Origin of the sequence: Arthrobacter sp. QXT-31 (genome assembly GCF_001969265.1) — a bacterium.
Taxonomy (GTDB): Bacteria; Actinomycetota; Actinomycetes; order Actinomycetales; family Micrococcaceae; genus Arthrobacter.
This window is the reverse complement of the sequence record NZ_CP019304.1, coordinates 3,690,586-3,715,471: the sequence shown is the minus strand read 5'-3', so window position 1 is coordinate 3,715,471 and position 24,886 is coordinate 3,690,586. Positions and strand designations below refer to the sequence as shown.

At 67.6% G+C, this 24,886-nt stretch carries 20 protein-coding genes; 8 read left to right on the top strand and 12 right to left on the bottom strand.

Annotation, left to right across the window (positions count from 1 at the left end; all coding sequences use genetic code 11):
- Positions 1-76: 76 nt before the first annotated feature.
- Positions 77-1,168 carry a carbohydrate kinase family protein gene (locus tag BWQ92_RS16885; RefSeq protein ID WP_076801330.1) on the bottom strand — a complete coding sequence of 364 codons (1,092 nt, stop codon included), beginning with the start codon at positions 1,166-1,168 and terminating at the stop codon, positions 77-79.
- Positions 1,169-1,293: 125 nt separating this feature from the next.
- Between BWQ92_RS16885 and BWQ92_RS16880 the strand changes: the two genes are divergently transcribed.
- The 4 genes from BWQ92_RS16880 (at position 1,294) to BWQ92_RS16865 (ending at position 7,242) form a co-directional block, all read left to right on the top strand.
- Positions 1,294-2,766 (top strand): family 4 glycosyl hydrolase, encoded by a 1,473-nt coding sequence (locus BWQ92_RS16880; RefSeq protein ID WP_076801328.1) that lies wholly within the window; start codon positions 1,294-1,296, stop codon positions 2,764-2,766.
- Between the two features lie 190 nt (positions 2,767-2,956).
- The gene (mshA, locus tag BWQ92_RS16875) at positions 2,957-4,234 is read left to right on the top strand and encodes a D-inositol-3-phosphate glycosyltransferase (RefSeq protein ID WP_076801325.1); all 1,278 of its coding nucleotides are present in this window, start codon (positions 2,957-2,959) and stop codon (positions 4,232-4,234) included.
- A gap of 21 nt (positions 4,235-4,255) precedes the next feature.
- On the top strand, positions 4,256-5,959 hold the full coding sequence (locus tag BWQ92_RS16870) for a formate--tetrahydrofolate ligase (protein ID WP_076801323.1): 1,704 nt from the start codon (positions 4,256-4,258) through the stop codon (positions 5,957-5,959).
- Between the two features lie 326 nt (positions 5,960-6,285).
- On the top strand, positions 6,286-7,242 hold the full coding sequence (locus BWQ92_RS16865) for a hypothetical protein (RefSeq protein WP_076801320.1): 957 nt from the start codon (positions 6,286-6,288) through the stop codon (positions 7,240-7,242).
- A gap of 111 nt (positions 7,243-7,353) precedes the next feature.
- Here the strand turns inward: BWQ92_RS16865 and BWQ92_RS16860 are convergent, their stop codons facing one another.
- Positions 7,354-7,890, bottom strand: coding sequence for a DUF2306 domain-containing protein (locus tag BWQ92_RS16860; RefSeq protein ID WP_076801318.1), 537 nt, complete (start codon positions 7,888-7,890; stop codon positions 7,354-7,356).
- Between the two features lie 99 nt (positions 7,891-7,989).
- On the opposite strand from BWQ92_RS16860, the gene BWQ92_RS16855 reads away from it, so the two are divergent.
- Positions 7,990-8,613 (top strand): MerR family transcriptional regulator, encoded by a 624-nt coding sequence (locus tag BWQ92_RS16855; protein ID WP_076801316.1) that lies wholly within the window; start codon positions 7,990-7,992, stop codon positions 8,611-8,613.
- Between the two features lie 111 nt (positions 8,614-8,724).
- Here the strand turns inward: BWQ92_RS16855 and BWQ92_RS16850 are convergent, their stop codons facing one another.
- The 9 genes from BWQ92_RS16850 to BWQ92_RS16810 all read right to left on the bottom strand — a co-directional run bounded on the left by BWQ92_RS16850 (position 8,725) and on the right by BWQ92_RS16810 (position 22,271).
- Positions 8,725-9,810, bottom strand: coding sequence for an inositol-3-phosphate synthase (locus tag BWQ92_RS16850; protein WP_076799957.1), 1,086 nt, complete (start codon positions 9,808-9,810; stop codon positions 8,725-8,727).
- A gap of 179 nt (positions 9,811-9,989) precedes the next feature.
- Complete coding sequence (gene mgrA, locus BWQ92_RS16845) at positions 9,990-11,030, bottom strand: L-glyceraldehyde 3-phosphate reductase (RefSeq protein ID WP_076801313.1); 1,041 nt, start codon at positions 11,028-11,030, stop codon at positions 9,990-9,992.
- A gap of 119 nt (positions 11,031-11,149) precedes the next feature.
- Complete coding sequence (gene treZ / locus BWQ92_RS16840; protein WP_172804300.1) at positions 11,150-12,958, bottom strand: malto-oligosyltrehalose trehalohydrolase; 1,809 nt, start codon at positions 12,956-12,958, stop codon at positions 11,150-11,152.
- Positions 12,955-15,267, bottom strand: a complete 2,313-nt coding sequence (treY, locus tag BWQ92_RS16835) for a malto-oligosyltrehalose synthase (RefSeq protein ID WP_076801311.1) — start codon at positions 15,265-15,267, stop codon at positions 12,955-12,957. The genes treZ and treY overlap by 4 nt, the downstream gene beginning before the upstream one ends.
- Positions 15,264-17,651, bottom strand: coding sequence for a glycogen debranching protein GlgX (glgX, locus tag BWQ92_RS16830; RefSeq protein ID WP_076801309.1), 2,388 nt, complete (start codon positions 17,649-17,651; stop codon positions 15,264-15,266). The genes treY and glgX overlap by 4 nt, the downstream gene beginning before the upstream one ends.
- Positions 17,652-17,762: 111 nt before the next feature.
- Complete coding sequence (locus tag BWQ92_RS16825; protein ID WP_076801307.1) at positions 17,763-19,307, bottom strand: NAD(P)H-hydrate epimerase; 1,545 nt, start codon at positions 19,305-19,307, stop codon at positions 17,763-17,765.
- A gap of 18 nt (positions 19,308-19,325) precedes the next feature.
- Entirely contained in the window at positions 19,326-19,673 is a 348-nt protein-coding gene (locus BWQ92_RS16820) for a holo-ACP synthase (RefSeq protein WP_011692749.1), read from the bottom strand.
- Positions 19,674-19,677: 4 nt separating this feature from the next.
- Positions 19,678-21,570, bottom strand: a complete 1,893-nt coding sequence (glmS, locus tag BWQ92_RS16815) for a glutamine--fructose-6-phosphate transaminase (isomerizing) (RefSeq protein ID WP_076801305.1) — start codon at positions 21,568-21,570, stop codon at positions 19,678-19,680.
- 80 nt (positions 21,571-21,650) lie between these two features.
- Positions 21,651-22,271 carry a signal peptidase I gene (locus BWQ92_RS16810; protein WP_076801303.1) on the bottom strand — a complete coding sequence of 207 codons (621 nt, stop codon included), beginning with the start codon at positions 22,269-22,271 and terminating at the stop codon, positions 21,651-21,653.
- 149 nt (positions 22,272-22,420) lie between these two features.
- Here BWQ92_RS16810 and coaA point away from each other — a divergent pair, with 149 nt between their 5' ends.
- The gene (gene coaA, locus BWQ92_RS16805) at positions 22,421-23,386 is read left to right on the top strand and encodes a type I pantothenate kinase (protein WP_076801301.1); all 966 of its coding nucleotides are present in this window, start codon (positions 22,421-22,423) and stop codon (positions 23,384-23,386) included.
- Between the two features lie 10 nt (positions 23,387-23,396).
- Here the strand turns inward: coaA and BWQ92_RS24740 are convergent, their stop codons facing one another.
- On the bottom strand, positions 23,397-23,819 hold the full coding sequence (locus tag BWQ92_RS24740; protein ID WP_157365183.1) for a hypothetical protein: 423 nt from the start codon (positions 23,817-23,819) through the stop codon (positions 23,397-23,399).
- Between BWQ92_RS24740 and BWQ92_RS24735 the strand changes: the two genes are divergently transcribed.
- Entirely contained in the window at positions 23,809-24,378 is a 570-nt protein-coding gene (locus tag BWQ92_RS24735) for a M15 family metallopeptidase (protein WP_083706345.1), read from the top strand. The genes BWQ92_RS24740 and BWQ92_RS24735 overlap by 11 nt on opposite strands.
- Positions 24,379-24,429: 51 nt before the next feature.
- Positions 24,430-24,837, top strand: a complete 408-nt coding sequence (mscL, locus tag BWQ92_RS16795) for a large conductance mechanosensitive channel protein MscL (protein WP_076801297.1) — start codon at positions 24,430-24,432, stop codon at positions 24,835-24,837.
- Positions 24,838-24,886: the final 49 nt, after the last annotated feature.

Sequence of the window (24,886 nt, the reverse complement as noted above, 5' to 3'; positions counted from 1 at the left end):
CTGATTCTAGTGCTGGCGCTTCGGGCCGAATAATTGCCCGGAAAACAGCCTGCCGGTCGTGTGGACGGCCGTCTCCTCAGGCGTCCGAGAGGTGCGCGATGGTGGCGGACGCGCGGCGCTGGGCCTCCTGCGGAACGTCCCGGACAATGTCGGCGAGGAAGGAGTAGCGGCGCAGCCATTGGCTGCCGCGGCGCTCCGGCCGGGCGTTGGCGCGCTTCCACCAGTCGGCAATATCTCCCCAGCCCGGCGCCGCGAGGGAGCCGCCCACCTCCTGGACGGCCAGCGCGGCACAGAGGTTGGCGAACCGCAACCGGTCGCCGAGGCGCCATCCCGCCAGGCTGCCGACGATGAATGCAGCGCCGAAGCAGTCCCCGGCACCGGTCGGATCGAAGGCGGCCACCGGCAGCGAGGGCACCCATTCCTCCTCGCCGGTTTCGGAGTCGACGGCCACCGCTCCCTGCGCCCCCAGCGTCACCACCGCCACCGGCACCCGGTCCGCGAGGGCATAGAGCGCCGCCCAGGGATCGTTTTTGCCGGTGAAGGCCATGGCCTCGCGCTGGTTGGGCATGAAGGCGTGGAAGTACTGCAGGTTCTCAAGCCGCGCGTTGGCCCACTCGCCGGTGGGGTCCCAGCCGACGTCGCCGAACAGCTTCACTCCCGCCTTGTGCGCCGCGAGCGCCCACGGCTCCAGTTCATGACCCAAATCCGCCACGGCCGCCAGGGCGCGGGGCGGATCCCCGATCAGCTCGGAAGCAGTAACCGGCGCCGGGTGCCCGTGCGTGACCATGGACCGGTCGTGGTCCACGCTGAGCGACACTGTCACCGGCGAGTGCCAGCCCGGGACCCGGCGGGACAGGGACAGGTCCACGTGCTCCTGCCCGGCCAGGATCTTCCAGTTGTAGTCCCCGTAGCCGTCATCGCCGAAGGCCGCCGCCAGCCCGGTGCGCAGGCCCAGTCGGGCCGCGGCTATCGCCTGGTTCGCGACGCCGCCGGGGCAGCTGCCCATCCCTTCGCTCCAGATCTCGGTTCCGGGTTCGGGCGCGTGCGGCAGTCCGGTGAAGATGATGTCCTGAAAGACGGTCCCGGCCAGCAGCACATCGAACTCCCCGGCCGCTTGGGTTCGGACGGCCGCGAGGGGATCGAAACGGCGTGCGGGATTCGCCTCCATGCTCGGCACATTACGCCACGGACCTTGGCGTTGAAACCCCGCGACGTGGGGGTCTGGCGGCGCCGGACCGCTTTGCGCACGGCAGTTCCGGCCCCGTTGCCGGCTGCGGCGCATAGACTCCTGCCATGCGGCTCATGATCGCCGGCGGCGGCGGATTCCGGGTTCCCCTCGTTTATCGTGCCCTGAGTTCCGGGCCCTATTCCGGCCTGGTCAGTGAGGTGGTGCTGTACGACGTCGACGGCGGCCGCCTGGCCGCCATCGAGGCCGTCCTGAGGTCCATGTCCTCGGAGGCGGGCGGTGCGCGGAACGGAAGTCCCGCCGTCGGACCTTACCCCAAGCGTCCGCCCGCCGTGACGTCCACGACGTCCCTCCCCCGCGCCCTGAGCGGGACGGACATCGTGTTCGCCGCCATCCGCCCGGGCGGAACTGCCGGCCGGGTCGCCGACGAACGGGTGGCCCGGGACCTCGGGCTGCTGGGCCAGGAGACCACCGGCGCCGGCGGCATCTCCTACGCCCTGCGGTCCATCCCGGCCATGCTGGAGCTGGCCGCCGCCATGCGGACGCACTGCCCCGACGCCTGGCTGGTCAATTTCACGAATCCCGCCGGAATGGTCACCGAGGCGCTGGTTCCGGTGCTGGGCCGGAAAGTGATCGGCATCTGCGATTCCGCGAGCGCCCTCGTGCACCGCGCCGCCCGGGCGGCCGGGGTGCCGCTGCCGCCGGGAAGGCTCGACGGCGTGGGCTACTTTGGGCTGAACCACCTCGGTTGGCTGTACCGGCTCGAGAGCGGCGGCCGTGATGCCCTTCCCGGCCTGCTGGCGGATCCGGATGCCCTTGCCGGCTTCGAGGAGGGCAGGCTGTTTCCGCAGCCGTTCCTGCGCGATCTGGGGCTGCTGCCGAATGAGTACCTGTTCTACTACTACGAGGCGGCTCGCGCGGCGGCGGGGATGCGGGCCATGGCCCTGACCCGCGGCGAATCGATCCACGGCCAGCAGGCGGAGCTGTATCCGCGGCTGGCAGCGGCCGGGGACGAAGCATACGGCCTGTGGGAGGCGGCGCGACTCTCGCGCGAGGAAGGGTATCTGGCCGAAGCCAGGTCCCGCGGCGAGGCGCGGCACCCCGAGGATCTTGCCGGCGGCGGCTATGAGCAGGTGGCGCTGGCGGTGATGCGGGCGGTGGCCGGCGCCGCTGGCGACGCTCGCACAGGGGATGCCGGCGCTGGCGATGCTGGCGCCGGCACCCAGCTGATCCTCAACACCCCAAACTTCACCCGACAGTCTTCGACCGGCCCGGGTGGCACCCGGGCCGCGATCCCCGGGTTGCCGGCGGACGCCGTCGTCGAAGTCCCCTGCACCGTCACGCCGGAGGGGGCAGTGCCAGTGCCGCAGGACCGGCCCGATGCACCGCAACTGGACCTTTTGCGGCAGGTCAAGAATGTGGAACTGCTAACCGTTCGTGCGGCAACCACTGGTGACCGCAGTGCGGCACTGGAAGCCTTCGCCGGGCACCCCCTGGTGGGCTCCGCGAAGCTGGCTGAGGCGCTGCTTGCTGGCTACGAAAGCGCGTTTCCGGGGCTGGCCGCACTGTGGCGCCGGTGAGGCGGGTGGCCGGGGCGAGCTGCTATTTAACCTGTGCGTGCTACATCCGCCATCCTCCTGCCGCGGAGGGCACCGGGTTTTTACGCAAGCCCGCATGCGAGCAGCGGCCGCCCGGCCGCCGTCGCACCGGCGCTTCAGGAGTAGTGTTTTATTCGATGCAGTCCCAGCAGCACGGAGAGGAGGGAGGGCCATGTCTGTGATCAAGCGAGTGGCTTTCCTGTCCCTGCATACCTCCCCCATGGAGCAGCCCGGTTCCGGGGACGCCGGCGGCATGAACGTCTACATCCGCGGCCTCGCCTCCGCCCTGGCCGAAACCGGCGTCGAAGTGGAAATCTTCACCCGCTCCACCTCCGCCGGCCAGCCCGCCGTCGAACACCCGGACCCCGGCGTCTGCGTCCACAACGTTCTGGCCGGCCCGCCCCGCAAACTCCCCAAAGAGGAACTGCCGGAACTGCTGCACAGCATGGTGGCCGAGATCGAACGCATCCGCGCCCAGCAGCCTCACGGCCGCTATGACCTCATCCACTCCCACTACTGGGTCTCCGGCGTCGCCGGCCTCGAACTCTCCGGCCTCTGGAACGTTCCGCTCGTGCACACCATGCACACCATGGCCAAGGTGAAAAACCTCCTCCTGCACTCCGGCGAGCAGCCCGAGCCCCGGCGCCGCGAGGACGGCGAACACCGCATCGTCGACGGCGCCACCCGCCTCATCGCCAACACCACCGCAGAAGCCGCCGAGCTGGTCTCCCACTATGGCGCCGATTTCGACCACATCGACGTCGCACCCCCCGGCGTCGACCTCGCTGTCTTCACCCCGGCGTTCCGCGCCGCCTCCCGTGCCGCCCACAGCATCAGCCCTGACACCTTCCATATTCTCTTCGCCGGCCGGATCCAGCGGCTCAAAGGCCCGCAGATCCTGCTCAAGGCCGCCGCCCTGCTCCGCGGGCGCCGTCCGGACATCAACCTGAAACTGACCATCCTCGGTGCCCTCAGCGGCGCCAAGGACTTCAACCTGACGTCGCTTGTCAGCGCGGCCGGAATGGACGACGTCGTGACGCACCACCCGCCCGTCAGCGCACCTGAACTGGCTGGCTGGTTCCGCTCGGCCGACGTCGTTGCCATGCCCTCCTTCAGCGAATCCTTCGGTCTGGTGGCCCTCGAAGCCCAGGCCTGCGGCACGCCCGTGATCGCCACCCGCGTCGGCGGCCTCACCCGCGCCGTCAGCCACGGCCGCACCGGCCTGCTCGTCAACGGACACCACGCCTCCGACTGGGCCGACGCCCTCGAAGCCCTCCACGACGACCCCGCCACCCGGCACAACATGGGCACCGCCGCCGCCATCCACGCCGCCAACTCCGGCTGGCAACGCACCGCCGCCATCACCCTCGACAGTTACCACGCCGCCATCGACGAACACGCCTCCAGCCACCCCATGGCCGCCGTCTACGGTTCACGGCTCACCGGCTGAGGCCAAACTGAAAGGACAACGATGTCTGACAGCACTCCCCCGAGCGGTACCGTCACTTCCCTGAGCGACCTGGAGATTGCCCGCCGGGCAGTGCTGCAGCCCATCGAGGACATCGCCGCGGCCGCAGGCATCGATCCCGATGCCGTGGAGCACTACGGCCGGTACAAGGCCAAGATCGACCCCGCCAAACTGACCGCCCCGGCGCCCGCCGGGAAGGTGGTCCTGGTGTCGGCGATGTCGCCCACGCCGGCCGGGGAAGGAAAATCGACCACCACTGTGGGGCTGGCGGACTCCCTCGCCCGGGCGGGCCACAAGGTCATGGTCGCGCTGCGGGAGCCCTCGCTCGGCCCCATCCTCGGCATGAAGGGCGGGGCCACGGGCGGCGGGCTGTCCCAGGTGCTGCCCATGGACGAGATCAACCTGCATTTCACCGGCGACTTCCACGCCATAACCTCGGCTAACAATGCCCTTATGGCCCTCGTGGACAACCACATCTACCAGGGCAACCAACTGAACATCGACCCGCGCCGGATGACGTTCAAGCGGGTCCTGGACATGAACGACCGTTCGCTTCGAGAAATAGTCATCGGACTGGGCGGGGCCACCCAGGGGGTCCCGCGCCAGGACGGCTTCGACATCACCGTCGCCTCCGAAATCATGGCCGTGTTCTGCCTTGCCACCGACGTGGCGGACCTGCGGGACCGGCTGGGCCGGATCACTTTCGGCTACACCTATGACCGGACGCCGGTTACCGTGGCGGACCTGGGCGTGCAGGGCGCGCTGACGCTGCTGCTCAAGGACGCGATCAAGCCCAACCTGGTCCAGACCATCGCCGGCACCCCGGCACTGGTCCACGGCGGCCCGTTCGCGAACATCGCCCACGGCTGCAACTCGCTGATCGCCACGCAGACCGCCCGCCGTCTGGCCGACATCGTGGTTACGGAGGCTGGGTTCGGCGCGGACCTGGGCGCGGAAAAGTTCATGAACATCAAGGCGCGCATCGCGGATGTGGCACCTGCCGCCGTCGTGGTGGTGGCCACCGTGCGCGCGCTCAAGATGCAGGGCGGGGTGGCCAAGGACCGGCTCAGCGAGCCGAACGTCGAGGCGCTGGCGGCGGGGGTGGTTAACCTGCGCCGGCATGTGCGGAACGTGGAGCGGTTCGGGGTGACGCCGGTGGTGGCGATCAACAGGTTCCCGTCCGACACCCCGGAGGAGCTCGACTGGCTGCTCGGCTGGTGCGCCGGCGAGGGCATCCAGGCGGCCGTGGCCGACATCTGGGGACGGGGCGGTGGCGGCGACGGCGGCGATGAGCTGGCTGCCAAGGTCGCCGCTGCCGTGAACGGGCCGTCAGCGTTCCGGCATCTCTATCCGCTGGACATGCCTGTGGAGGACAAGATCCGAACCATCGTTCAGGAGATCTACGGTGCCGACGGCGTGGACTTCTCCGTGCCTGCCCTTCGCCGGCTGGCGGAGATCGAGAAGAACGGCTGGTCCGGGCTGCCTGTCTGCATGGCGAAAACCCAGTACTCGTTCACGGACGACGCCTCGAAGCTGGGCGCCCCCAAGGGCTTCACCATCCACGTCCGCGACCTCATCCCGAAGACAGGCGCCGGCTTCATCGTGGCCCTGACCGGGGCAGTGATGACCATGCCCGGCCTGCCCGCAGTTCCGGCGGCAATGCGGATGAACGTGGACGACGCCGGCAACCCCGTCGGCCTCTTCTAGCCCCTCCCTCACTCCCTGCCGCCTTCCACCCAACCCTCTCTCACTCCCTGCCGCCTTCCACCCACCCCTCTCTCACTCCCTGCCGCCCCCACCCAACCCTCTCTCACTCCCTGCCGCCTTCCACCCAACCCTCTCTCCCTCCCTGCCGCTTTCCACCCAACCCTCTCTCACTCCCCGCCGCCTTCCACCCAACCCTCTCTCACTCCCTGCCCCCCCCCACCCAACCCTCTCTCACTCCCTGCCGCCTTCCACCCAACCCTCTCTCACTCCCTGCCGCCTGTGGATAACTTCTGCAGGCCCACCTCAAGTTGGGTCACAATGCCTGCATGGAAATGCGCGACAGCTTACCGTCACGTTTGGCATCAGCTCCGTTCACCTTCGACTTGGCTCGAGCCGAAGGCATTCCCCCGTCGAGACTGCGGCGTCGCGACGTGGTCCACGTGGGGCGTGGACTCTACCGCCCGTGGGACTGGGACTTTGACCTTGAGGCTGCGGCGCGGGCGCTGTCTGAGGTTTCGCCCGGCGCCTGGATCTCACATGTCACGGCGGCCCGGCTCCGCTGCCAGCTGCTCCCGCCGTGGCTGGCGGACTCTACTGAACTGCATTTGAGCAAGCCGAAACGCCTGCCCCCGGCGCGTCGCACGGGAGTGCTCGGCCACACCGTACTGGCCGAAGAAGACGAGATTGAAACGGTCGATGGTATCCGGCTCAGTACCCGCTCCCGAACGTGGCTGGATCTGGCACGACGGCTGCCGCTGAAAGACCTGGTGTGCATGGGCGATCAGATAATCCGCATTCCTCGGCTGGAGTTTGAGGGCCGGACAGAGCCCTTCGATACGTTGCACGGATTGCGTTCCCTGGTTCTGCGGCACCCCAATCTGCAGGGCGTTGTCCGTGCCCGAGAAGCCTTGGACCTGATGCGGGTGGGTGCAGATTCGGCGCCGGAAACCATGCTGCGCTTAGCGATGGTGGACGCTGGCCTTCCTGAGCCTGATCTTCAGCTCACGCTGAGAAGCGGCGACCCGTCGTCGCCGTCGGCCGATCTTGGATACCGTGCCCGCCGGCTTGCCATCCAGTACGACGGCGACCATCACCTCGACGAGGCTCAGATCTTTAGTGATAAACGGCGAGATAAAGCGTTCGAAGCAGCGGGATGGATTGTCCTGACTGTAAAAAAGGATGACCTTGCCGATGGTTTTGAAGGGGCGGTTACCCGCATCAAGCGGGCACGGCGAATGGCGCAGCTGGATCATCCTCACGCTGCGGGCTTTGCCGATGGGTGAGGGAGCGTCGCCGTCGAAGCCGCAGAAAGTGATAGCGGGTGGCACGAATGCCTGCAGCAAATGATAGAGCGTCCCCTCAGGGCGTACTGCTTCGGTTTGCTACCCGTCCACTTAGGGACCAGTCTTAGGAGCGCGGTCGGCGCCTCTTGCGGCAAGGGCCACTGTTTGTCCCGTCGGCTGCGATCCACTCCCCTCACGGCCTCCGCGGCGCAGCGAAAGGAAGACGACGGCGGTGCTGAGCGCCACCAGCGCGGTCACATACAGGGCTGTCGGAAGATCCTCGGCCAAGAGTCGCGGAATCGCGCGGCCCGGGGCCGAGACAGCGAAGCCGAACGCCACGACGATGCCGATGTAGCTGCCGATCATGTTTCCCCGGTGCGCCGGGATGTTCCGGCGCACCGCGCTGACGAGCCCGAGCGTCACAGTCACGATCGTGAACGCGGAGAGTCCGTGAAGCCAGCTGAAATGCCCGTCACGGACGATCCAGAAGCTGCTGAAGCAGACGTAGTACATCGCCGCGACCCACAGGTGCCCCATCGTGCGGTGGACGCGGTCGCGGCGCCGCCGAAGGATCTGCACAGGGCCGATGGCGAGGACAAAAAGGGCGCCGATCACGTGGCTGGCCAGCAGTACATTCCAAGGCTCCATACCCCTAGGATAGAAGCACTATCCAGTGCTGTAAATCAAGATAGCCAGCGGCGCAGCAACTATCCAATGAGTCGATTGCCGCCGGGGAACGGAGCGGACATGCAGCTGAAGGAGCTCAGCGAGCGGACAGGGGTTTCCCCTGCCAGCATCAAGTTCTACCTCCGGGAAGGGCTGCTGCCCGCCGGCCGTGCAGTCCACGCCACCCGGGCCGAGTATTCGGAACAGCACGTGAGCCGGCTGGAACTGATTCAGGCGCTGCGGAACGTGGTAGGGCTGCCCATCGCCAAGATCAGTTCCCTGGTCAGAATGGCCGACGACGGCGAACCCCGCCTTGAGGTCTTGGCCGCGGTGCAACGTACGGTGCTGGGCCTCGATGAGGTGAGCACAGAGCACGGTGACGTGCGGACGCCGGCGGGTGACGCCGTCGTACGTTTCCGGAACTGGCCGGACGTGCCGAGCGACGCCAGGAATGCCCTCAATGCCCAGCTGGTCCTCATGGAAGACCTCGGCGTACCCGTCACGGCTGAGTTGCTCGACGCCTACAGCGAGGCGGTGGACGCCATTGCCGCCGTGAACATTTCGGCCACGACCGAGCCGGAGGACGTAAACCAGCTGATCATGACGGCGGCCGTCGGCATGCACCTGCACGGCCAGCTGGTCCTGAAGCTGCTGGCACTCGCGCATGCCAGCCACGCGATCCGGCGCTACGAAAACGAGGCTTAACGCGCGATGCTCCCCCCCCCGGAGGTGAGAGAGCATCGTGTCAAAACCTGCAGGGAGTAATAGGGCGTCGGCCCGAAACCTGCAGGAAGTGATAGAGCGTCGGGTGGGGGTTTAGCGGTCGAGGTCGCCGCGGATGAAGGCCTCGACCTTTTCGCGGGCGAGGTCGTCGTTGAACTGCTCCGGCGGGGACTTCATGAAGTAGCTCGACGCCGAGACCAGCGGACCGCCGATGCCCCGGTCCAGGCCGATCTTCGCCGCACGGATCGCATCAATGATCACACCGGCCGAGTTCGGCGAGTCCCACACCTCCAGCTTGTACTCCAAAGACACCGGCGCGTCACCGAAGTTCCGGCCCTCCAGGCGCACAAACGCCCACTTCCGGTCATCAAGCCACTGCACATAATCGGACGGACCGATGTGCACATCCTTGGCCGACAGCTCGGCCTCGACGTTCGAGGTCACGGCCTGGGTCTTGGAAATCTTCTTTGACTCCAGCCGGTCACGCTCCAGCATGTTCTTGAAGTCCATGTTCCCGCCCACGTTCAGCTGGTACGTCCGGTCCAGCGTCACACCCCGGTCCTCGAACAGCTTCGCCATGACGCGGTGCGTGATGGTGGCACCGATCTGGCTCTTGATGTCATCGCCCACGATCGGGACACCGGCTGCGGTGAACTTGTCAGCCCACTCTTTGGTGCCGGCGATGAACACCGGCAAAGCGTTCACGAACGCCACCCCGGCATCGATCGCGCACTGCGCGTAGAACTCCGCAGCCTCCTGCGACCCCACCGGCAGGTAGCACACCATGACATCCACCTGCGCGTCCTTGAGCGCCTGGACCACGTCAACAGGCTCCTCGGTGGACTGCTCAATCGTCTCCAGGTAGTACCGGCCCAACCCGTCCAGGGTGTGGCCGCGCTGCACCGTCACACCGGTCGGCGGGACCTCGGCCAGCTTGATCGTGTTGTTCTCACTGGCCAGGATCGCATCCGCCAGATCATGGCCGACCTTCTTGCCGTCCACATCAAACGCGGCCACGAACTGCACATCACGGACGTGGTACCTGCCGAACTCCACATGCATCAGACCCGGAATCGTGGCCCGCGGGTCAGCATCCCGGTAGTAATGGACACCCTGAACCAGCGAAGCGGCACAGTTACCCACACCGACAATAGCTACACGAATCGGATTCGAAGACACGGAACTCCTTTGAGAACAAACTTCATGTGCCCTGCGCGTCAATACCCTGTTGTACGACGGCGGCTGACGGGCACCGCGCCACGCGGCGCGTTTATCAGTCTAACCAAACACGGCCGGGGCCGGCTTTGTTCCCGCCGTCCCCGGCCGCTTGATTACGCGCTTCTTTTTGGACGTCCCGTTCAGACCCGCTGTGCCCAGAGGTTGATGTCGGATTCGACGGCGAACTCGTCGATCGCGGTCAGCTCCCCGGCGCTGAATTCCAGATTGTCGACGGCGGCCAGGCTGTCCTCGAGCTGCCTGACGCTGGATGCACCGATGAGCGCCGAGGTCACCGGGGAGCCCTTGGGCTGGTCGCGGAGGATCCAGGCGATGGCCATCTGCGCGAGCGACTGTCCGCGGCCGGCGGCGATGGCGTTCAGCCCGCGGACCCTGTCCAGCTTGTCCTCCGTGAGGGCCGATTCGGAAAGGAACCGTGCCTTGGCCGCGCGGGAGTCGGCGGGCACGCCGTTGAGGTATCGGTCGGTCAGCATGCCCTGGGCCAGCGGTGAGAACGCGATGCAGCCGGCGCCCACCTGGTCCAGCGCCTCGTAGAGGTTCGGCGAGCCGTCCTCGGTCCAGCGGTTCAGCATTGAGTAGCTGGGCTGGTGGATGAGCAGCGGCGTGCCCAGTTCCTTCAGGATGCGGGCGGCCTCGAGCGTCTGCTCCGGGGTGTAGGAGGAGATGCCCGCGTACAGGGCCTTGCCTGAGCGGACCGCGTAGTCCAGCGCGCCCATGGTCTCCTCCAGGGGCGTCTCCGGGTCCGGGCGGTGGCTGTAGAAGATGTCCACGTAGTCCAGGCCCATCCGCTGCAGCGACTGGTCCAGGCTGGAGATCAGGTACTTCCGGGAGCCCCACTCGCCGTACGGACCGGGCCACATGTGGTAGCCCGCCTTGGTGGAGATCACCAGCTCGTCGCGGTAGGGCCTGAAGTCGTCCTGCAGGTGGCGGCCGAAGTTGGTTTCCGCGGATCCGTCCGGCGGCCCGTAGTTGTTGGCGAGGTCGAAGTGCGTGACGCCGAGGTCGAAGGCGCGGCGCAGGATGGCGCGCTGTTCGTCGAAACGCTTGTCGTCCCCGAAGTTGTGCCACAGGCCCAGCGAGATGGCCGGCAGTTTCAGCCCGCTGCGTCCGACGCGGCGGTAGGGCATGGTGCTGTAGCGGGTGTCCGAGGCCACATAAGTCATGCGCTCCATCCTGCCAGCCGCGTCCGGGCAGCGGGGAAGGCGTCCACCATCCGGTCACCGGAGGTGGACGCCTTCCCCAAGACGGCGGTGGACGCCTGCCATGCGGCTAGAGCCGGGGTTCAGTCACTCACGACGGCGGCGCTCAGCGGCCCGAGCTCCGCACGTTCACCTTCCAGCCGGGCGGCGTCGTCGGTGGCCAGCAGCAGGGCCCTGCCCGCCCCGTCCAGGCTCACCGGCTGCTCGGAGAAGTTGAGCAGCACCTGCACGCTGCCGCGCCGGAACCGCAGCCAGCGGGCGTCCTCGTCGAACTCCACCTGGGTGTCCTCGAAGCCCAGCTTGGTGAGGTCCGGCGTCGAGCGGCGCAGCGCGGTGAGGGAACGGTACAGTTCCAGCAGCCGTGCGTGGTCGCCTTCGGCGGCTTCCGCCCAGTCCAGCTTGGAGCGGCGGAACGTCTCCGGATCCTGCGGATCGGGCACGACGGCGGGATCCCACCCCATGCGCTCGAACTCCCTGATCCGGCCTTCCGCGGTGGCCTTGCCGAGCTCCGGTTCGGGGTGGGAGGTGAAGAACTGCCACGGCGTGCTGGCACCGTATTCCTCCCCCATGAACAGCATCGGGGTGAAGGGCCCCGTCAGCGTCAGCACAGCGGCCAGCGCGAGGCTCCCGTACGGCAGGCTCTGGGAGAGCCTGTCCCCGGTGGCGCGGTTGCCGATCTGGTCGTGGTTCTGCGAGCAGACCACCAGGGCGGCCGGGTGGACGGCGCTGAAATTGATCGGCCTGCCATGGTGCCGGCCGCGGAAACTGGAGTAGCTGCCGTCGTGGAAGAAACCGTCCCGAAGCACCTTGGCCAGGGCCGCGAGCGAGTCGAAGTCGCTGTAGTAGCCCGTGGTTTCGCCGGTGACGTTAACGTGGACGGCGTGGTGGAAGTCGTCGCTCCACTGCCCTTCCAGCCCGTACCCGTTGACGTCCCGCGGATACAGCAGCCGCGGGTTGTTGAGGTCCGACTCGGCAATGAGCGTCAGCGGCCGCCCCACCTCAGCGGAAATCTGGTCCGCCAGCGCCCCGAAGTCCTCCAGGATATGGACGGCGCGTTCGTCCTTGAGGGCATGGACAGCGTCCAAACGCAGGCCGTCCACCCTGTAGTCGCGCAGCCACATGGCCAGGTTGTCCAGGATGTACCGGCGCACATGATCGGACCCGTCTCCGTCCAGGTTCACGGAGTCGCCCCACGTGTTGCCCTCGCCGTGCTTGAGGTAGGGCCCGAACCGCGGCAGGTAGTTCCCGCTGGGTCCGAGGTGGTTGTAGACCACGTCCTGGATCACGCCGAGGCCTGCGGAGTGGGCCGCGTCCACGAACCGCTGGTACGCCTCCGGTCCGCCGTAGGCCTCGTGGACGGCGAACCACTGCACGCCGTCGTAGCCCCAGTTGTGCGTGCCGTTGAACGCGTTCACCGGCAGCAGTTCGATGAAGTCCACGCCCAGGCCGGCCAGGTAGTCCAGCTTGCCGGCGGCGGCATCCAGCGTCCCTTCGGGCGTGAACGTGCCGAGGTGCAGCTCGTAGATGACCGCCCCCTGCAGTTCCCTGCCCTGCCAGCCGTCCTCCTGCCACTGGTGCGCGCCGGGGTCGAACGTGCGGGACAGCGCGTGCACGCCCTCCGGCTGGCGCCGGGTCCGCGGATCCGGCAGCGGCGTTTCGTCGCCGTCCAGAAGGTACCCGTAGTCCGCCTCGCCGCTTGCCGGCGCCTCGGGAGCCGTCCACCAGCCCTCGTGCTCCGGCCCGGTGCCCGACCTGCGCTGCATGGCATAGCGCTCCCCGCCGGCCAGCAGCGTCACGGACTTGGCCTCGGGCGCCCAGACGTCAAAGCGCTCAGGTCCCTGCACGGGCTTTGCTGCTTCACGCGGATAGGTTGCCTGGCCTGTGCTCGTCATGACTCTCCTCCAGTCTGCGCTACCAGCAGCGCCACGGGGTAGGTCCGGAAGATGTCAGCGATCTCCACGGTCCCCGGTCCGTAGCCGGTACCGGTCAGTTCGTCCTTCATGGCGGTCTTAAGTTCGACGGCGGTGTCCCGCCACCCGCCCGACCGTTCCAGTCCGTAGGGCAGCCGGGTGACCAGGGTGAGTGCTCCGCCCCGGTCGAACCCGAGCAGGTGCCCGGCGGCAGGGCCGCTGGCCCGGACCGGGCTGTAGCCGGTGAATAGTTCCGGCCGGTCGCGGCGCAGCCGCAGGGCCCGCGAGGTCACCAGCAGCTTGGCGGCCTGATCCGTGAACGACGCCGGCAGCTCGCCCGCGTCCAGCTGCTCCAGGGCGGCGCGGCGGTCGTCAAAGCTGAATGGGCGCCGGTTGTCCGGATCCGTCAGCGACCGGTCCCAGAACTCCGTGCCCTGGTACACGTCCGGAACTCCGGGCATGGTCAGTTGCACGAGCTTTGCCGCCAGCGAGTTCGAGGCACCATGCGGTTCCAGGAGCTCCACGAGGGCCTCCACCTCGGCCTGCACCGCAGGGTTGTCGAACACAGCGTCGACGGCGGCGGTCAGCTTCTCCTCAAACGCGGGATCCGGATCGGTCCAGCTGGTCGAGTTTGCGGCTTCGCGCGCGGCCTTCATCGCGTAGTACTGGAGGCGTTCCCGGCTGGCGGGCCAGGCGCCGGCGACGGCCTGCCAGAGCAGTGCCGACAACGGGCCGTCAGGCAGCGGGGCCAGTTCCCGCAGCCGGCCCAGCGCCTTTTCCCATTCGCCGGCAACCTCGGAGATGACCGAGATCCGCGCCCGGGTGTCCTCGCTGCGCTTGGTGTCGTGCGTGCTGAGCGTCGTCATGGACAACGGCAGCTCGGCCTGCCGGCGTACCATCCGGGCATGGAACTCATCGGGCTCCACGGAGAACTCGGTGGGATCGGCGCCCACTTCCGTGAGCGTCCCAAGACGGTTGAAGCGGAAGAACGCGGTGTCCTCCACGCCCTTGGCCATGACCATTCCCGAGGTCTGCTGGAAACGCCGGGCCAGCTCCAGTTCGGTGTCCAGCAGCAGCGGCTGCAGCACCTGGATGGTCTGGTCGAGTTCCGGCCGCCTGCGGGCCGCAAGCTCGCAGGCTTCCTTCAGCACCTCGGCACCCTCCGGCAGGTAGGTCCGGTAGACCGGGAAGGCGGCGATGATCTCGGCGATCGCGTCTGCCGCGGCATCGGCGGACAGCCCCGCGTCGCCCGGAACCAGCCGGGTCAGCCGCAGGATTTCCGAGTGGAGGATACCGTCGGTGATCCGGCGCTTGGTTCCGCGGATCATGTCCTCATAGTCGGCGGGCTCACCGCCGCGCAGCGACGCGTCCAGCCGGTCCAGCGGCTCCTGGCCACGAGGATCGACGAGGACGCGGTCGACGTCGGCGAGGGCGTCGTAGCCGGTGGTGCCTTCGCATTCGAAGCTGGCCGGCAGCTGTTCCCCCGGCTCGAGGATCTTTTCGATCAGCAGGTAGGCGCCGCCGGTGGCCCCGCGCAGCCGCTTCAGGTAACCCTCGGGGTCGGCCAGGCCGTCCGGGTGGTCGATCCGAAGGCCGTCCGCGAGCCCCTCGCGGAACCAGCGCACAACCTCCTGATGCGCCTCGTCGAAAACGGCGGGCAGCTCCACACGGACGCCGGCGAGAGTGTTGACCGCAAAGAAGCGCCGGTAGTTCAGCTCGTTGTCCGCGCGCCGCCAGCCCATGAGTTCATAGTGCTGCCGGGCGTGGACGTCCCGCGGTGCGTCGCCTTCGGTGTAGGTGCCGTCAGCGAGGGGGAAGCGGTGGTCGTAGTACCGCAGCTCCCCATCCTTGATTTCGAGCTTGTCCAGGTCATCGTCGCTCCCCAGAACCGGAAGCCTGATGCGTCCCCCGCCAAGGTCCCACTCGACGTCGAACGCTTCAGCGTAGCGGGACTGGCGCCCCTCCTTGAGCAGCGACCACCACCAGGGGTTTTGCACCGGAGTGGCGACGCCGACGTGGTTGGGCACGATGTCGATCAGGACGCCCATGCCGGCAGCGCGGGCTGCCTTGGAGAGTGCAGCCAGCCCCTCCGGACCGCCGCGCTCGGGGTCGATGGCGGAGGGGTCGGTGACGTCGTAGCCGTGGTCGGATCCCTGCTCGGCGGTCAGGATCGGTGAAAGGTAAACCCAGTCGACGCCGAGCGACCGCAGGTACGGCACGGTTTCGGCCGCGTCGAACAGCGTGAAGCCCTTCCTGATCTGCAGCCGGTAAGTGGAGACCGGGGTTTTCATGCGCCCTCCCCTGCAGGCTTGCCCGCCTTGGGGTTGCCGGTCCGTTTACCCGCGGGCTTGGCGGCGGGCTTTTCCGCCGGCTCGGCCGCGTGCGCCGGCGCGGCAGCAGAATTACCGGCTGGCCGCTCCTCGGCTGCCTTTCCAAGCTGAGGATCCGGCTTCTTCGTCTTGGCCGGTTCAGGGACGGCGGGGGCCGTGAGCGCCGCGGTCTCGGCGGTGGCGGTCTGCGTCAGTGCGGCCAGCGAAGCAGCCACGGAATGGTCGGGCTCCTCCTCGGGGGCGCTGTGTGCACGGAGCACCACCAGGGACTTGGCCGCAACGGACAGCATGCTGCCCGCGTTCACCGGCTCGGAGTCTGCCCCTTCGCCAGCGGTGTCGATGATGATGTCCCAGGCCGGGGCGTATTCGTCCGGCGGCAGCGTGAACTCGACGTCGCCGTCGTGCGCGTTGAAGTACAGCACGAAGTTCACGTCCGTGATGCGCCGCCCGCGGTCGTCGTGGCCCTGGATGCCGTCGCCGTTGAGGAACATGCCCACGGATCGGCCGAAGCCGCTGTCCCAGTCCTCCGGCTGCATGAGGTTGCCGTCGGGGTCGAGCCATACGATGTCCGGCAGCCGCTCGCCCTCACCGCGCCGGACCGGCCGGCCGTCGAAGAAGCGGCTGCGCCGGAAGGTGGGGTGCTTGGCGCGCAGCGAATTGACGGCCGCGGTGAATTCGATGAGGGGCTGGTCCACGCTGTCCCAGTTCATCCAGGTCAGCTCCGAGTCCTGGCAGTACCCGTTGTTGTTGCCCAGCTGCGTTCGGCCCATCTCATCGCCGTGCGCGATCATCGGCACGCCCTGCGAGAGCAGCATGGTGGCGATGAAGTTGCGCTGCTGCCGTGCACGGAGTGCCAGGACCTTGGGGTCATCCGTGGGACCCTCCACACCGCAGTTCCATGAGCGGTTGTGGGATTCGCCGTCCTTGTTCTCCTCGCCGTTGGCATCGTTGTGCTTCTCGTTGTAGGAGACCAGGTCCCGCAGGGTGAAGCCGTCGTGCGCGGTGACGAAGTTGATGGATGCCACGGGGCGGCGGCCGGAGTGCTCGTACAGGTCTGCGGAGCCGGTGATCCGCGAGGCGAACTCGCCGAGCGTGGCCGGTTCGCCGCGCCAGAAGTCGCGCACGGTGTCGCGGTACTTGCCGTTCCATTCCGTCCACTGCGGCGGGAAGTTGCCCACCTGGTAACCACCGGGGCCGACGTCCCACGGCTCGGCGATGAGCTTGACCTGGGAGACCACCGGGTCCTGCTGGATGAGTTCGAAGAAGGTGGAGAGCCGGTCGACGTCGTAAAACTCGCGGGCCAAAGCGGCGGCGAGGTCGAAGCGGAACCCGTCCACGTGCATCTCGGTGACCCAGTAGCGCAGCGAGTCCATCAGCAGCTGCAGGGAATGCGGCTGGCGGACGTTCAGTGTGTTGCCCGTGCCGGTGTAGTCCATGTAGTACTGCTTGTCGTCCTCGACCAGGCGGTAGTACGCCTCGTTGTCGATGCCCTTGAAGCTCAGCGTGGGGCCTAGGTGGTTGCCTTCGGCGGTGTGGTTGTAGACGACGTCGAGGATGACCTCAATGCCGGCGCGGTGCAGTGAGCGGACCATCGCCTTGAAGTCCTGGACCTGCTGGCCTGCGTCGCCGGTGGAGCTGTAGGTGTTCTGCGGCGCGAAGAAGCCGATGGTGTTGTAGCCCCAGTAGTTGCTCAGACCCTTCTCCTGCAGCGTGCCGTCGTTGACGAACTGGTGCACTGGCATCAGCTCGATCGCGGTGACGCCCAGCTTCTGCAGGTGCGAGATGACTGCGGGGTGCGCTACGCCGGCGTAGGTGCCGCGCTGCTCCTCGGGGATTTCCGGGTGCAGCTCGGTGAGCCCCTTGACGTGCGCTTCGTAGATAACCGACTTGTGGTACGGAATGCGCAGGTTCTGGTCGTTGTCCCAGTCGAAGAACGGGTTGATCACCACGCCCATCATCATGTGCGGCGCAGAATCGGCGTCATTCCGGGATGAGGGGTCGCCCATGTTGTAAGAGAACAGCGCCGGGTCCCAGTCGATCTGGCCGGCGACGGCCTTGGCGTAGGGGTCCAGCAGCAGCTTGTTCGGGTTGAAGCGCTGGCCGTTGGCGGGGTTGTACGGCCCATGGACGCGGTAACCGTACTTTTGCCCGGGCTGCACCTGCGGCAGGTAGCAGTGCCACACGTAGCCGTCCACTTCCCGGAGCGTCACCCGGGATTCGGTGCCGTCCTCGTCGAAGAGGCAGAGTTCCACCTTTTCTGCGTGCTCGCTGAACAATGCGAAGTTGGTTCCCGTGCCGTCAAACGTGGCTCCCAGCGGGTAAGCCGATCCGGGCCAGATTTCCATTCGTGCTCCTATACATCGTCCAACACTGCGTCCGGCAGGTCTTCACGCACCACCTGCACGGAACTTGGTCTTACCGTAGCGGCTGGGTATGACTATTACACGGCCCTTCCGCTAATTACTAAGCGTGCTGACTTTACCCCATATTTCGGGTAGGGCGTCGGACATGCGGCCCGCCGTCAAGGGTCCGCCGGCCGCAGCGGCCGCTCCGGCCATCCCGTGCAGGCTGGCCCCCATGGCGGCAATGGCCGCCCAGCGCTCATCCGGATCGATGGCCAACGCACGGAAGCGTCCGACGTCGGACCCCACCTGGGCGAGCAGCGCACCGATGATTCCAGCCAGCACATCACCGCTGCCGGCGGTGGCCATCCAGGGCGTGCCCTCCGCCTGGCTGTAGAAGTCCTGGTAGGGAGATGCCACCAGCGTGGTGGCCCCTTTCAGCAGCACCGTGGCCTCGGTCAGCCCGGCGGCGCGGCGCACGGCGGCGAGGGTGGCGGCCTCGACGGCTTTGCGGTCCATGTCGGCGCCGAGGCGCTGCAGCAGGGTGGCCAGCTCCCCGGCGTGCGGCGTCAGCACCACCTGCGGGGCCAGCACGTCCGGCAACACGGGCAGGGCGCCTGCGTCGGCCACGGTGGGCAGGCCGGAGTCGACGGCGTCGCGGACGCGCTGCATCTCCTCCTCGTCCGAACCGTCCATCCCCGAACCGACGAGCCAGGCCTGGACATGCGTTTCGGCCACGGTGCCGGTGCTGCAGACCACCTCGGGGCAGCTCTGGCGGATGAGGTCCGCCACCTCGGGCGGCCCGACGTAGCGGACCATGCCCACGCCGGCGGAGAGTGCCCCGCGGCAGGCGAGCACGGCGGCGCCCGGATAGGCCGGGGACCCGGCCACCACTCCGAGGACGCCCCGCGAATACTTGTGGGCGCGGCGCGTGGGCCGCGGGAGCAGGGTTGCGAGGTCGGCGGCTTCGACACGCCGCAATGCGGGCCAGGGCAGCGAGTCTTCGATGCCGATCGGAACCACCACCACCCGGCCGGCGAAATCCGCTCCAGGGTCCGCCAGCAGGCCGGCCTTGGCCCCGCCGAACGTGACGGTGATGTCCGCCGGCAACACGGGTCCTGCGGCCTCGCCGGTGTCCGCGTCCACGCCGCTGGGCACGTCGCACGCCACCACGATGCCCCGGGGACCAGTAACAGGCAGCATCCCGGCCAGCCGTGACACGAGTTCCGCTGACGCTTCCCGGAGTCCGCCCCGGGCGCCGGTTCCCAGAAAAGCATCAATTACGACGTCGGCCCTGCCGGCCAGCGCTGCCAGTTCACCGGCGTTCGCGTCGGTCAGCGTCAGGACCCGGCCGCCGGCGCGCCGGAAGGCGGCCAGGCCGTCCGGGTGGGCAGCCGCGGAGGCGAGGACCGCCGTCGTCCGCATACCCCGCCCGGCAAGGTGGGCGGCGGCGAAAAGGCCGTCGCCGCCGTTGTTCCCCTTGCCGGCCAGGACCACCACGCTGGAGCCGTAAAGGCGGCGCCCGCGGCTACGGAGCTCCGCGATGGCGGCGCCGGCCATGCCACGGGCTGCCCGCTGCATGAGAACAGCGCCCATACCTGAATCCAGCAGGGGCTTTTCAGCCTCCCTGATCTGGGTTCCGGTATAGGCGCTGATCATGTGGTCAGTCCGTCCGGGTCAGCCCTCGGCCAGCACCGTGGCCGTGGCAATGCCGCCATCGTGGCTCATGGACAGGTGCCACCGTTTGACGCCCTTGGATTCGGCCACGGCGAGCACCGTCCCCTTGACCTGGATGGTGGGACCGTTCTGGTCCAGTCCGATCCAGCAGTCCTGCCAGTTCATGCCGGCCGGCGCGCCCAGGACCTTGGCCACGGCCTCCTTGGCGGCAAACCTCGCCGCCAGGGAGCGGGTGTTCAGTTCCCGTTCGGCCGGCACAAACAGCCGGTCGCGCAGCCCGGGGGTGCGCTCCAGCTGCCGTCCGAAGCGCTCGATGTCCACTACGTCTACGCCGATCCCAACAATCATGGGCTTACTCTACTGTGACGCTCTTGGCCAGGTTGCGCGGCTGGTCCACGTCGTAGCCCTTGCCGGCGGCAAGTTCACAGGCGAAGATCTGCAGCGGCACGGTGGTCAGCAGCGGCATCAGCAGGGTCGGGGTTTCCGGGACGTAGAAGACGTGCTCGGCGTAGTCACGGACCGCGTCATCGCCTTCCTCGGCGATCACCAGGGTACGGGCACCGCGGGCCCGGATCTCCTGGATGTTGGACACCACCTTCGAGTGCAGCGAATCCCGGCCGCGCGGGGACGGGACCACCACGAACACCGGCTGGCCCTCCTCGATCAACGCGATCGGGCCGTGCTTGAGCTCACCGGCGGCGAAACCCTCGGCGTGGATGTACGCGATTTCCTTCAGCTTCAGCGCACCCTCCAACGCCACCGGGTAGCCCACGTGCCGGCCCAGGAACAGCACGGACTTCTCGTCCTTCATGCTCCGCGCCAGCCCCCGCAGGTCCTCGGCCGAGTCCAGGATCTTCTGGATCTTCGCCGGGATCTTGCCCAGGTCAGCCAGCACATCCTTGATCTGCCCGGAGAAGATGTTCCCGCGCAGCTGCGCCAGGTACAGCCCCAGCAGGTACGCCGCGGTGATCTGCGCCAGGAACGCCTTCGTGGACGCCACCGCGATCTCCGGACCGGCGTGCGTGTACAGCACCGCGTCGGATTCGCGTGGAATGGTCGAACCGTTGGTGTTGCAGATCGACACCGTCTTCGCGCCCTGCTCGCGGGCGTACCGGACCGCCATCAGCGTGTCCATGGTCTCGCCGGACTGGCTGATGGACACCACCAGGGTGTTCTCATCCACGATCGGGTCCCGGTACCGGAACTCGTGCGCGAGCTCCACCTCGGTGGGGATCCGGCACCAGTTCTCGATCGCGTACTTCGCCACCAGGCCCGCATACGCGGCCGTGCCGCAGGCCAGCACGATGATCTTGTCGACCTTCTTCAACAGCTGCGGGTCAATGCGCAGCTCATCCAGGGTCAGCTTCCCGTTCGCGTCCGACCGGCCCAAAAGGGTCTGCGCCACCGCGTCGGGCTGGTCATGGATTTCCTTCTCCATGAACGACGCGAAGCCGCCCTTCTCCGCGGAGGCCGGGTCCCAGTCCACGTGGTATTCCTTGCCCTCGGCCGGGGCGCCGTAAAAGTCGGTGATCTCCACCGTGTCGGCGGTGATCGTCACGATCTGGTCCTGGCCCAGCTCCACCGCACGGCGGGTGTAGTCAATGAACCCGGACACGTCCGAACCCAGGAAGTTCTCACCCTCGCCCAGGCCCACCACCAGCGGCGAGTTCCGGCGCGCGGCCACCACCACGTCGGGCTGGTCGGCGTGCACGGCCAGGAGCGTGAAAGCACCCTCCAGCCGCTGGCACGCCAGCTCCATCGCCCGGGTCAGGCCGCCGTCAGTAACGTCGCCGCCCAGCTTGTTCCGGAAAATATCACCCAGCAGCGCCGCGGCCACCTCGGTGTCCGTCTCCGACGCGAAGACCACACCCTTGGCCAGCAGCTCCTGCTTCAGCTCAGCAAAGTTTTCAATAATGCCGTTATGGATCACCGCAAGCTTCCCCCCATCAGACAGATGCGGGTGCGCGTTCTGATCCGTCGGACCACCATGCGTGGCCCAGCGCGTGTGCCCGATACCGGTCAAAGATTCCGGCAGCGGCCGCTCCTCCAGCTCGGCCAGCAGGTTGCTCAGCTTCCCGGACTTCTTCCGCGAGGAAATCTCCCCGTCAGCCACCACTGCAACACCGGCCGAGTCGTAACCCCGGTACTCCAGACGGCGCAGGCCCTCAAGAACAACATCCAACGCACCATGCCCGGCATCAGCCCGGCCCGACGTACGGCCAACATAACCCACGATTCCACACATGGGTATAAGCCTATCGGTCTTTGCGGAGAACCGACGTCGGATGACCTCCTCCGGCGGCCGTCAGCCTGCCCGGCGGCCCGTCAGCCTGTCCGGCGCCTGCGGGCGCCAAGGAAGATGAGCAGCATGCCCAGGCCGGCGAGGCCGGCTGCTGCCAGCACCATCAGGAGGTCGCGGTCCGCGTCACCGACCGCATCGGCGAGGTAGCCGGCCAGCGGGATGGCGTAGAGCGGCTTTCCCATGACTTGGCGGGCATGGACGGGTTGTGCGTCGTTGACGGCGGCGTTGTCCGCCTTGGTGACCAGGGTCCGTTCACCGTTCTGCTGGGCACCAAAGCCCACGATCCGGCGGGTCAGAACCTCGGGGCTGTCCAGGGTGGGCCGGTAGGTGACGACGTCGCCGTACTTCAGCTGACTCAGGGGTGTGGGTTTCACCACCAGGAAGGTGCCTGCAGGATATGCCGGGGCCATCGAATCCGTGTGCACCGTGTAGGTCCGGGATCCGGTGGCCTGGGGAATGGCAACCAGGACGGCCGCGGCAAAGGCAAGGACCAGGAGCACTAGGAAGTTGGTCCAGCGCCCGGCCGCAGCGAAGCGCTTGCGGCGGCGTATTTTGGTAATCCGGGTGGCTGCTCCCCCGCCGCGCCTGCCGCCAAAGTCGCGGCCCGTCCGCTGCGGCAGCTCCGGTATAACTGCCTTCCCCATGTTCAGACCCTTCGTATTTCTGAGGCGGTTCTCCCCTATTTCCTGCACTGTCGCGTGGCAGGCTCAGGAACCGGTCATGGGCAGGGTCAAGATTCACTCAAGAACGGCCGCATTTCGCTCTTGGCGCAGGTCGGGGCAGAATCTCTAGGGTGACTTTGCAACGCAACGAAGCGAACGGAGAGGGTGTTTCCCCGTTCGTGGAGCTGGACCGGCAGACCTGGTCCCGGCTTTCGGCCCAGATGGAGCAGCCCCTTAATGAAGAGGACGTGCTGCGCCTTCGCGGCCTCGGCGACCCCCTGGACATCAGCGAGGTGCGGGACGTCTACCTCCCCCTCTCCCGGCTCTTGCACCTGTACGTGGAGGCTGCCGGCCAGCTGCATGCGGCCACCACCACCTTCCTTGGCGAGCAGACCCAGCGCACGCCCTTCGTGATCGGCGTCGCCGGTTCCGTGGCCGTGGGCAAGTCCACCATCGCCCGTGTTCTGCGCGAGATGCTGCGCCGCTGGCCGGGCACGCCGAACGTTGAGCTCATCACCACCGACGGCTTCCTGTATCCCCTGGCCGAACTCAAGCGCCGGCAGCTGCTCGACCGGAAGGGCTTTCCGGAGTCCTACGACCGCCGTGCGCTGCTGCGCTTCGTGAGCGAGATCAAGGGCGGCGCCGAGGAGGTGCGGGCGCCCTGGTACTCGCACGTCACCTATGACATCGTCCCGGGCAAGGAAGTGGTGGTCCGGCGGCCCGACGTCCTGATTGTCGAGGGCCTGAATGTGCTCGCCCCGGCGCGGCCGCGGCACGACGGCCGCCAAGGCCTGGCGCTCAGCGACTTCTTCGACTTTTCCATCTATGTGGATGCCAAAACGTCCTACATCGAGGAATGGTACGTGGACCGGTTCCGCAAGCTCCGTTCCACCGCCTTCGCGCAGCCGGAGTCGTACTTCCACCGCTATGCCACGCTGTCCGATGAAGAGGCCGAAGCGACCGCCCGCGACATCTGGAAGCGCATCAACGAACCGAACCTGGAAGAGAACGTGCTGCCCACCCGGGGGCGGGCGCAGCTGGTGCTCACCAAGGAAGCGGACCATTCCGTCCGCAGGATGCTGCTGCGGAAGGTCTAGCGCACGTGTGCTACGACTGCTCTTCCGCTGCTTCCGTAAACGCCCGGTCGGGCGGCCGCCCCAGCCGGCGCGCAGTGGCGCAGCTGCTGCTGACGGGAGCCGGCCTGTCTGCCCTTGCCGCCTGCACCCCCGGCCCTGCCCCCGAAGCCCCGGGTTCCGCGGCATCGGGTTCCACGGCCATGGGCACGGCCTCACCTGCTGCTTCCGGCACGGCCACCACGGTTCCGACCGGTACCACGCCGTCCGCCGGGGGCCCGGCCCCGGCCTCCGCTACTGCTTCCGCCGCCTCGCCACCCAGCACGTCGGCGAAGCCGCCATCCGCCACAGTGCCTGCGCCGTCCACGACGGCGGCGGCAGCACCGCCGTCGGCCGCCTCACGCCTGCCCAAGCAGCACTCACTGACCGCGCCCACCAGTCCCTGGGTGATCGTCAACAAGCACCGCCCGCTCAAGCCGGCCAACTACGACCCGGCCGATTTGGTCCGGCCGCGTGTGGCCCTCGCCGTCGCCGGCGAGGCGGCGCAGTTGAACAGCACGACGGCGGCTGCCGCGGAAAGGATGTTCGCCGCAGCAGCGGCGGACGGCGTGACCATGACGCTGGCGAGCGGCTACCGCTCCTACGCGACGCAGACCGCCACCTACAACGGCTACGTGAGCTCGCAGGGCCGGGCGGCAGCAGATACCGCCTCGGCGCGCCCTGGCCACTCGGAACACCAGACGGGCTGGGCGTTCGACATCGGTGACGGCGGCGGAGCGTGCAGCTTCCAGCCATGCTTCGCCGAGCAGCCGGCCGCCGTCTGGGCCAAGGCCAACGCGCACCGCTTCGGCTTCGTGGTGCGGTATCCGTGGATGCAGCACACCATCACCGGGAACTTCTATGAACCGTGGCACCTGCGGTATGTCGGCGTCGAAGCGGCGACGGATATGCGGAAGCGCGGCATCGCCACCCTTGAGCAGTACTTCGGCCTGGAGGCGGCCCCCGCCTACCGCTGAGGCTGTCCCCTAAACCCTGGCCCGTAAACCCGGTGCGGTAGTTTGGTTGGCATGCTTAGTGGATTCAAGAAGTTCATTCTCAAGGGAAACGTCATCGACCTGGCCGTGGCAGTGGTGATCGGTTCGGCGTTCAGCGCCGTGGTGGATGCCCTGGTCAAGAGCGTCCTGATGCCGCTGATCTCGTGGCTCGTGGGAGAGCCCAACTTTGACGATTTCCTGGCGTTCGGTGACGTGCGCTTCGGCGTGCTGCTCACCGCGGTGGTCAACTTCCTGCTGGTGGCCTCAGCGCTGTACTTCGTCATTGTGGCCCCGATGAACAAGCTGATCGAGCACCGCAACCGGAAGCTGGGCATCGGGCAGGACGCCAAGCAGGAAGCAGCCGAGGATCCGCAGATTGCCCTGCTCAAGGAGATTCGCGACGCCCTGCAGGCACAGAACCAGAACCAGGCGGCCAAGTAGCGGCGGCTATTTCGTCACAAGCCAGCAGCCCGCCTCCTGACTTTTCAGG

What these genes read in the sequence shown, in the direction of transcription:
- treZ (WP_172804300.1), bottom strand. Translation starts at nt 12,958, where the DNA reads ATGACGAGCACAGGCCAGGCAACCTATCCGCGTGAAGCAGCAAAGCCC.
- BWQ92_RS16870 (WP_076801323.1), top strand. Translation starts at nt 4,256, where the DNA reads ATGTCTGACAGCACTCCCCCGAGCGGTACCGTCACTTCCCTGAGCGAC.
- BWQ92_RS16865 (WP_076801320.1), top strand. Translation starts at nt 6,286, where the DNA reads ATGGAAATGCGCGACAGCTTACCGTCACGTTTGGCATCAGCTCCGTTC.
- mshA (WP_076801325.1), top strand. Translation starts at nt 2,957, where the DNA reads ATGTCTGTGATCAAGCGAGTGGCTTTCCTGTCCCTGCATACCTCCCCC.
- mgrA (WP_076801313.1), bottom strand. Translation starts at nt 11,030, where the DNA reads ATGACTTATGTGGCCTCGGACACCCGCTACAGCACCATGCCCTACCGC.
- mscL (WP_076801297.1), top strand. Translation starts at nt 24,430, where the DNA reads ATGCTTAGTGGATTCAAGAAGTTCATTCTCAAGGGAAACGTCATCGAC.
- BWQ92_RS16825 (WP_076801307.1), bottom strand. Translation starts at nt 19,307, where the DNA reads ATGATCAGCGCCTATACCGGAACCCAGATCAGGGAGGCTGAAAAGCCC.
- BWQ92_RS16885 (WP_076801330.1), bottom strand. Translation starts at nt 1,168, where the DNA reads ATGGAGGCGAATCCCGCACGCCGTTTCGATCCCCTCGCGGCCGTCCGA.
- BWQ92_RS16810 (WP_076801303.1), bottom strand. Translation starts at nt 22,271, where the DNA reads ATGGGGAAGGCAGTTATACCGGAGCTGCCGCAGCGGACGGGCCGCGAC.
- treY (WP_076801311.1), bottom strand. Translation starts at nt 15,267, where the DNA reads ATGAAAACCCCGGTCTCCACTTACCGGCTGCAGATCAGGAAGGGCTTC.
- BWQ92_RS16880 (WP_076801328.1), top strand. Translation starts at nt 1,294, where the DNA reads ATGCGGCTCATGATCGCCGGCGGCGGCGGATTCCGGGTTCCCCTCGTT.
- BWQ92_RS16855 (WP_076801316.1), top strand. Translation starts at nt 7,990, where the DNA reads ATGCAGCTGAAGGAGCTCAGCGAGCGGACAGGGGTTTCCCCTGCCAGC.
- BWQ92_RS16820 (WP_011692749.1), bottom strand. Translation starts at nt 19,673, where the DNA reads ATGATTGTTGGGATCGGCGTAGACGTAGTGGACATCGAGCGCTTCGGA.
- glmS (WP_076801305.1), bottom strand. Translation starts at nt 21,570, where the DNA reads ATGTGTGGAATCGTGGGTTATGTTGGCCGTACGTCGGGCCGGGCTGAT.
- BWQ92_RS16860 (WP_076801318.1), bottom strand. Translation starts at nt 7,890, where the DNA reads ATGGAGCCTTGGAATGTACTGCTGGCCAGCCACGTGATCGGCGCCCTT.
- glgX (WP_076801309.1), bottom strand. Translation starts at nt 17,651, where the DNA reads ATGGAAATCTGGCCCGGATCGGCTTACCCGCTGGGAGCCACGTTTGAC.